Here is a 7,330-nt window from a genome sequence, read left to right as displayed (position 1 = left end):
GGAACACAGTTGCTACGGCTTCGCTTTGCTCAGCCACTTCCCCCGCAAGCGGGGGCAGATTTATTCGATCTTCCCCCGTTTACGGGGGAAGTACCCTACGAACTAGGGGGAAGGGGGCAATAAGCGAAATCTCTGAAAATCCTACCGCTTACTGATTTAAATAAAATCTAATTAGTAACCCGAAACCGCTTTCGCCTCTTGATCATTGAGGGTGGCTAATAAATTCCCCAATAAACTTGACGCACCGAAGCGGAAGTGGGCTTGATTTACCCATTGTTCGCCGAGAATTTGGCGAGCGAGATCGAGGTAGGCTTGGGCTTCTTCGGTGGTTTTTACACCACCAGCGGCTTTGAAACCGACTTTATCCGCCACGCCTAAATCACGAATGGTTTCGAGCATAATTTTTGCCGATTCAAGGGTGGCATTCACTGCCACTTTACCCGTTGAGGTTTTGATGAAATCCGCCCCTGCTTGGATTGAAATCTCGCTCGCTTTGCGGATCAATTCCGCGGTTTTTAATTCGCCCGTTTCGATAATCACTTTGAGCAACACGTTATGTTTGGCACATTCCGCCTTGCACTGTTTGACTAATTCCACCCCCACTTGTTCGTTGCCTGCGATTAAGGCACGGTAAGGGAATACTACATCAACCTCGTCCGCCCCGTAAGCCACCGCCGCTTTGGTTTCGGCAACGGCAATTTCAATATCATCGTTGCCGTGAGGGAAGTTGGTAACGGTCGCAATTTTGACTTGTGCTGTGCCTTGATTTTGCAAGGTTTTGCGAGCAATCGGCACAAAACGAGGGTAAACACACACCGCCGCTGGCGTGCCAAATTCGGTGTTGCCTTGTTGGCAGAGGGCGATCACTTTTTCGTCCGTGTCGTTGTCGTTTAAGGTGGTTAAATCCATTAACGAAAGAGCTTGTTGAGCCACTTGTTTTAAGGTCATAAAAAATCCCCTTTTTGTTTAATGTTACGCAATCGTTTAACTTGGCTATAAACGACAACACCACAGTTTCCTGTGGTGTTGTGCATTCCGTTTGCGGTTACATTACCGCACCGCCTAAGCCGATGAAGAAACCTGCAATCGCCGCACTCATTAAGTTAGAAAGAGTACCTGCAATTACTGCCTTGATCCCCATTCGAGCCACATCGCCACGGCGATTTGGTGCCATACCACCTAAACCACCGATAAGAATCGCGATTGAGCTAAGATTCGCAAAACCGCAAAGTGCGAATGTGATAATCGCAATGGTTTTCGGGCTTAATGTTACGCCAGAGGCGATAACGCCTTCTTTATTTGGTAAGTAGTTTACGAAGTCAGCATAGGCAACAAATTCGTTTACCACTAATTTTTGACCGATTAACGAGCCAGCTACTTGGGCTTCTTGCCCCCACGGCACACCGATTACCCACGCAAGCGGTTGGAAAACATAACCTAATAAAGATTGTAAGGTTACGCCCTCAAAGCCGACTAAGCCAGCTACCCAACCGATGAAGCCGTTTAACATCGCGATTAACGCAATGAATGCTAATAACATCGCACCTACGTTCATCGCAAGTTGCATACCAGAGAACGCACCCACTGCCGCCGCTTCAATTACGTTTGACGGTTTTTCTTCGATGTCGTCTTCGCTTAACTCATCTTTAAAAGATTCTGTTTGCGGATGTAGAATTTTGGCGAATAATAAACCACCTGGTGCCGCCATAAATGACGCTGCGATTAAGTAAGGCAATGGCACGCCCATTCCTGCGTAACCGATCATTACCGCACCTGCCACAGACGCAAGACCACCACACATTACCGCAAAGAGTTCTGAGTTGGTCATTGATTTGATGTAAGGCTTAACCAATAATGGGGCTTCTGTTTGACCTACGAAGATGTTAGCCGCCGCAGACATTGATTCCGATTTTGATGTGCCTAATACTTTTTGTAATGCACCACCTAAAATGCGGATCACCACTTGCATAATGCCGAGGTAGTAGAGAACAGAGATTAACGCAGAGAAGAAAATGATAGGGGGAAGAACACGCAATGCGAAGACGAAACCGCCACCGCCGAACACTTCAAACATTTTGTCGCTAACTAAGCCACCAAATAAGAAGTTGATACCATCGTTACCATAGCTGATAACTTTGCTGACCCCTTCCGCCGCCGCAAGTAAAGCCTCACGACCTGCTGGCACATAAAGAATTAACGCACCAATACCGATTTGCAATACTAATGCACCTAATACTGTACGCACATTGATCGCTTTTTTATTGCTTGATAATAAGAAAGCAATCAATAAGAGTACGGCAATACCTAAAAGGCTATTTAAAGCACCCATTTTGAAAAACCTCAAAAAAGAAAACTAACTTCCCGACACCTGTTCAAAAAGAGAACAGAATCGGCACGACTTATAAAAGCGAGCAGATTTTACCGTTTTTTTTGCCAAAAATCTTTAATTTTTTACAGTTTTCATCACATAAATTGACAAAATTCAAAGTGGCGGATATGGCTTGTCGTTTGAATTTCGGATAGACTGCCACCGAATACAAAAGAAGAAGATTTAAGGAACTGTTTTGAAAGGTCTGATTATTCGTTTAGTGGCAGGGTTAGCCCTGCTTTTGTGGGCGTGGGATATGGTTTTCCCGTGGCAAAAAATGATGCAAAGCGAGGAAAATCGCTACGCACAAATTCAACAACGCAAAACCCTGCAAGTGGGAATGATTAACCACCCGATTGCCTATTTTATTGGTTCAAACGGCACATCGGGGATTGAGTATGAGCTTGCCAAATCTTTCGCTGATTACCTCAATGTCAAATTAGAGGTCAAAACTTACGACAATAGCGAGCAGCTCTTTACCGCCCTCAAAGAGGGGGAAATCGACCTCGCCGCCGCAGGCTTGCTCTATCAACCCGAGAAAGGTGAACAGTTCCAAATTGGGGCGAGTTATTACTCGGCTTCGTGGCAAGTTGCCTACAAAAAAGGGACGCAACGCCCCTATAAAATTGAAGATCTGCAAGCCCCGCTGACCATTCCAAAAGGGTCAAGCGTGCTGCCAATTTTACAAAACTTACAAAAACAATATCCAAACTTGCGTTGGGAAATTACCGATCAATTCACCGAAGAAGAATTGCTACTGCAAGTGGCAGAGGGCAAAATTCCTTACACGGTGGCAATTTCCCTTGATATTTCGGCGGCACAGCACATCAAGCCTGATATTGCGATTGGCTTCGATTTAACCGATGAAATGCCCGTGGTGTGGTATCTGCCACCGAGCAATTACAGCGAATTACAAGCGGGTATTTTAGGCTTTATGAATGAGTCGAATGAAAACGGCTTGATTTCTCGCTTAGAGGAAAAGTATTTCAACTATTTGAGCAAATTCGACTATGTGGATATTCAAAGTTTCTTAACGGCGATTGACAAAACCTTGCCGAAATATCGTCCGCTGTTTGAGAAATACAAGGGCGATCTCGATTGGCAAACCCTTGCCGCCATTGCCTATCAAGAATCCCATTGGGATCCGAACGCCACTTCGCCGACAGGGGTACGTGGCATTATGATGCTGACCAAAGACACCGCCGAGCGAATGAATGTGAGCGACCGCACCAACCCAGCCCAGAGCATTAAGGGCGGTTCGGAATATCTGCACTTATTGATTTCGCAACTGCCTGATACCATTCCGAAAGAGGATCGAATTTGGTTCGCCCTCGCAGGCTACAATATGGGCTTTGGACATTTGGTTGATGTTCGCCGCCTCACCAAACAGCTCGGTGGCGATCCCGATAATTGGCTGGATGTGAAGAAAAACCTGCCACTACTCGCCGAAAAACGCTATTACAGCAATCTAAAATATGGCTACGCACGGGGCTTTGAGGCGTTTAGCTATGTGGAAAATATCCGCCGTTACCTCAACAGTCTGCAAAATTACAAGCGGGTAGAAGAAGAGCAAAAAGAACAACGAGAACAAAAGGAACAAGAACAGAAAGAACAACAAGAGCAGAAAGAAGCCCAAAGCGATCAGCCTGAACCCAAAGCAGAACCGCCAAAAACGGAAGCGACCGTCCCCGAGCCACCCAAAACTGAGCCTGCGGCGGAAGCTGAAAAAACGGAATTACCAACAAACAATAATCAAAACAAGGAAACACAATGAGTCGAAAATGTTATCTAAAAGTCAGAAAACGCCGTTTAACCTGCAACAAATTCCGCCGAATTTTGCGGATTCATCAACGCAAACGCAAAATTGCGGAACGCCACCGCATTGGTTTTCAACTTTTCCAAGGTTGATAAAAACAAAAAGGGAAAGCAAGCGGTGCTTTCCCTTAAAATTTTTATAAAGTCAAATTAGAAACGGTAACCTACCGAACCTGCAAAGGCATTGCCTTTTAATTTATTCCCTTGGCGTTTGAGGTTTTCGCGGGTGTATTCCGCCCCCACTTCCATGTTGCTTGACACCGCATATTTCACGCCAGCCCCGTAACCGAATCCTTTGAAGCTGCCGATGTCGCCCACTTTGCTCACGTTATAGTTGATTTTGGCGTAAGGCATTACATCGGCGATACGGTAGCCCTGTTTATAGCCAACGCTGAATTGGGATTTTTGTTTGGTGTCGTTGAAAATTTTGGTGCTACCCAATTTCGCTTTGCCCTCAACCAAGCCCACTAATTCGTTGCCTTGATCGAAGCCATAATCCACCACTAAATTTGCCCCAGTCGCTTGTTTACCTTTGAGATCGCCACTTTTGTATTTTACGGTAGTGAGATCCACACCCACGCCAACGCCCGTAAAGGTTTGTCCGACAGGGGCGGCGAACGCAGATGTTGAAAGTAGGGTCGCCGCTAAAACGGTTAATTTTTTCATTGTAAAATCCTCTTGTTTGAGATGAAAAGTGAGGTTAAAAAACAGGGCAATTCTACCATTGCCCCGAATTAAGACAATCATTTATTGTTTTTTCGCCCGTTTAGCGGTGCTTTTTTTCGCTTTTTTCGCACCGCTTGCTTTGGCTTTGCTTTTGGATTTTTTCGGCTTTTGGGTTGCCACTTCTTTGAAAACGGGTTGAATTTGTGCCGCTTGTTTGGCTTTTTTCTTCGCCGTTTTGCCCTCGTGGTGCAGTTTCCGCAAACTGGTAATCAGGGCGAAATCGATCTTTTTATCGTCCAGATTCACGCCGATCACTTTGACTTTCACAGGGTCGCCCAAGCGATAAATCACACCGCTTGCACCGCCCACCAAGCGTTGGCGGTCGCTGTCGAAATGGTAGTAATCGTTGTCGAGGGTGGAAATATGCACCAAGCCGTCAATCAGCAACTCGTTCAATTTCACAAACAAGCCAAAGCCCGTTACGCTTGAAATCACGCCCTCAAACACTTCGCCAATATGATCCTGCATATATTCGCATTTCAGCCAATCCGCCACATCACGGGTCGCCTCGTCCGCACGGCGTTCGGTGGCGGAACATTTGTCGCCAAATTGATCCATATCGTCAAATTGATAATGGTAGCCGCCGCCGTCCGTGTAGTGGCGTTTGTTACCTTTTTGCTTTTCGATCAAATACTTAATCGCACGATGCAACAGCAAATCAGGGTAACGGCGGATCGGCGAGGTAAAGTGGGCGTATTCCGTCAAAGCCAAGCCAAAATGCCCCACGTTATCAGGGGTGTACACCGCCTGTTTCAACGAGCGTAGCAACATTGTTTGGATCAGCTCACGATCAGGGCGTTCCTGCACTTTTTCCAACAATTTGGCGTAATCTTTCGGGGCAGGACTTAGTCCGCCGTCAAGGAATAAGCCGCACTCTTTGAGGAAAGTACGGAAACTGGTTAATTTTTCTTCGCTCGGTTTATCGTGGATACGGAATAACGCTGGCTCATTCGCCTCTTCCACAAAGCGAGCGGACGCAATGTTCGCCAAAATCATACACTCTTCAATGATTTTGTGTGCGTCATTGCGAACAAGGGGTTCGATTCGCTCAATTCTGCCTAACTCATTGAAAATAAATTGATTTTCCACCGTTTCAAACTCAATCGCCCCTCGTTTGGCTCGTGCTGAAACTAACACTTGGAACATTTCGTTCAGGGTTTCCAAATGTGGCACAAGGTAGTGATAACGCTCACGCAACGCCTGATTCCCCTGCAAAATTTTCCAAACTTTGGTGTAAGTTAAACGGGCGTGGGAATTCATCACCGCTTCGTAGAATTTGTAGCTGGTCAGCTTGCCCGTTTTTGAGACGGTCATTTCCGCCACCAAACAGAGGCGATCCACCTGCGGATTGAGGGAACACAAGCCATTCGACAAAATTTCAGGCAACATTGGGATTACGCGATTTGGGAAATAGACCGAATTGCCCCGCTGTTGAGCCTCTAAATCGAGGGCAGTTTTCGGGCGAACGTAATAGCTCACGTCCGCAATCGCCACCCACAACCGCCAGCCCTCGCCCTCTTTTTGGGCGAACACCGCATCGTCAAAATCTCTGGCACTCTCACCGTCAATCGTAACAAGCGGTAGGTTTCGCAAATCAATTCGCCCGATCTTCGCTTCCTCTGGCACTTCTTCGCTAAATTGGCGGATCTGCTTTTCTACCCCCTCGCCCCAAACGTGGGGAATATCGTGATTGCGTAATGCGATCTCAATTTCCATTCCAGGGGCGAGATTGTCGCCCAGAATTTCGGTAATAAATCCAACGGGTTGAGCGAAATTAGCTTTGCGAGGTTGCAGTTCCACCACCACAACTTGCCCCATTCTCGCCCCGAGGCGATGTTCATCGGGGATCAAAATATCCTGCGTGATACGGCTATCGTCAGGCACGACAAAGCCAATGCCACTTTCGAGGAAAAAGCGTCCGACAATCTGTTTTTTGCGGGCTTCCAGCATGCGGACAATCCGAACCTCTTTCCGCCCACGCCGATCCGTGCCGTTCGGTTGAGCCAGAACGTAATCGCCGTGCATTACTCGCATCATTTGCCCGTTAGGAATAAACCAATCGCTGTCGCCCTCAACTTCCAAAAAGCCGTAGCCGTCTCGATGCCCGATCACCGTGCCTTTAAGCAAATCCATTTTTTCGGGCAGGGCGTACCGCTTGCGTTTGGTAAACACCAACTGCCCGTCATTTTCCATTGCCCGCAAACGGCGGCGAATCGCCTCTTGCCGTTCTTCATCAAAAATGCCAAACGCCTCGTGCAATTCCTCACGGCTCATTGGGGCATCATAATTACGAATGGTCTGTAAAATAAATTCCCTGCTCGGCACGGGGTTTTCATATTTCTCTTTTTCTTGTTGATAATTTGGATCTTGTAACATTGTTTTCCTTTTCTTAAATGTTCTCTTGCAAGCGGGTAGATTTCT

5 protein-coding genes and 1 pseudogene are annotated in these 7,330 nt (G+C 46.8%); 2 read left to right on the top strand and 4 right to left on the bottom strand.

Annotated elements, in window-relative coordinates:
• Positions 1-171: 171 nt before the first annotated feature.
• Together deoC and B0187_RS04360 are read right to left on the bottom strand one after the other, a co-directional pair.
• Complete coding sequence (gene deoC, locus B0187_RS04365) at positions 172-948, bottom strand: deoxyribose-phosphate aldolase (protein ID WP_078236634.1); 777 nt, start codon at positions 946-948, stop codon at positions 172-174.
• A gap of 97 nt (positions 949-1,045) precedes the next feature.
• Positions 1,046-2,329: a NupC/NupG family nucleoside CNT transporter gene (locus B0187_RS04360; protein ID WP_078236633.1), complete on the bottom strand. Its 1,284-nt coding sequence runs from the start codon at positions 2,327-2,329 to the stop codon at positions 1,046-1,048.
• 235 nt (positions 2,330-2,564) lie between these two features.
• Between B0187_RS04360 and mltF the strand changes: the two are divergent.
• A pseudogene (gene mltF / locus B0187_RS04355) lies at positions 2,565-4,019 on the top strand (membrane-bound lytic murein transglycosylase MltF); the annotation flags it as partial.
• A 119-nt stretch (positions 4,020-4,138) separates the two neighbouring features.
• Positions 4,139-4,276 (top strand): hypothetical protein, encoded by a 138-nt coding sequence (locus tag B0187_RS10300; RefSeq protein WP_169835299.1) that lies wholly within the window; start codon positions 4,139-4,141, stop codon positions 4,274-4,276.
• Between the two features lie 57 nt (positions 4,277-4,333).
• Here B0187_RS10300 and B0187_RS04350 read toward each other — a convergent pair whose 3' ends face one another.
• Complete coding sequence (locus tag B0187_RS04350) at positions 4,334-4,849, bottom strand: porin family protein (protein ID WP_078236645.1); 516 nt, start codon at positions 4,847-4,849, stop codon at positions 4,334-4,336.
• An 81-nt stretch (positions 4,850-4,930) separates the two neighbouring features.
• A complete protein-coding gene (rnr, locus tag B0187_RS04345) occupies positions 4,931-7,285 on the bottom strand; it encodes a ribonuclease R (RefSeq protein WP_078236631.1) in 2,355 nt (784 codons plus the stop codon).
• Positions 7,286-7,330 lie beyond the last annotated feature (45 nt).

The sequence above is a fragment of the Haemophilus paracuniculus genome (assembly GCF_002015115.1).
In the GTDB taxonomy this organism is placed as follows: domain Bacteria; phylum Pseudomonadota; class Gammaproteobacteria; order Enterobacterales; family Pasteurellaceae; genus Haemophilus_E; species Haemophilus_E paracuniculus.
This window is presented reverse-complemented; position numbering and strand designations above follow the sequence as displayed.

Excerpts from the sequence above, each read along its gene's own strand:
- B0187_RS04360 (WP_078236633.1), bottom strand. The coding sequence starts at position 2,329 with ATGGGTGCTTTAAATAGCCTTTTAGGTATTGCCGTACTCTTATTGATT.
- B0187_RS04350 (WP_078236645.1), bottom strand. The coding sequence starts at position 4,849 with ATGAAAAAATTAACCGTTTTAGCGGCGACCCTACTTTCAACATCTGCG.
- B0187_RS10300 (WP_169835299.1), top strand. The coding sequence starts at position 4,139 with ATGAGTCGAAAATGTTATCTAAAAGTCAGAAAACGCCGTTTAACCTGC.
- rnr (WP_078236631.1), bottom strand. The coding sequence starts at position 7,285 with ATGTTACAAGATCCAAATTATCAACAAGAAAAAGAGAAATATGAAAAC.
- deoC (WP_078236634.1), bottom strand. The coding sequence starts at position 948 with ATGACCTTAAAACAAGTGGCTCAACAAGCTCTTTCGTTAATGGATTTA.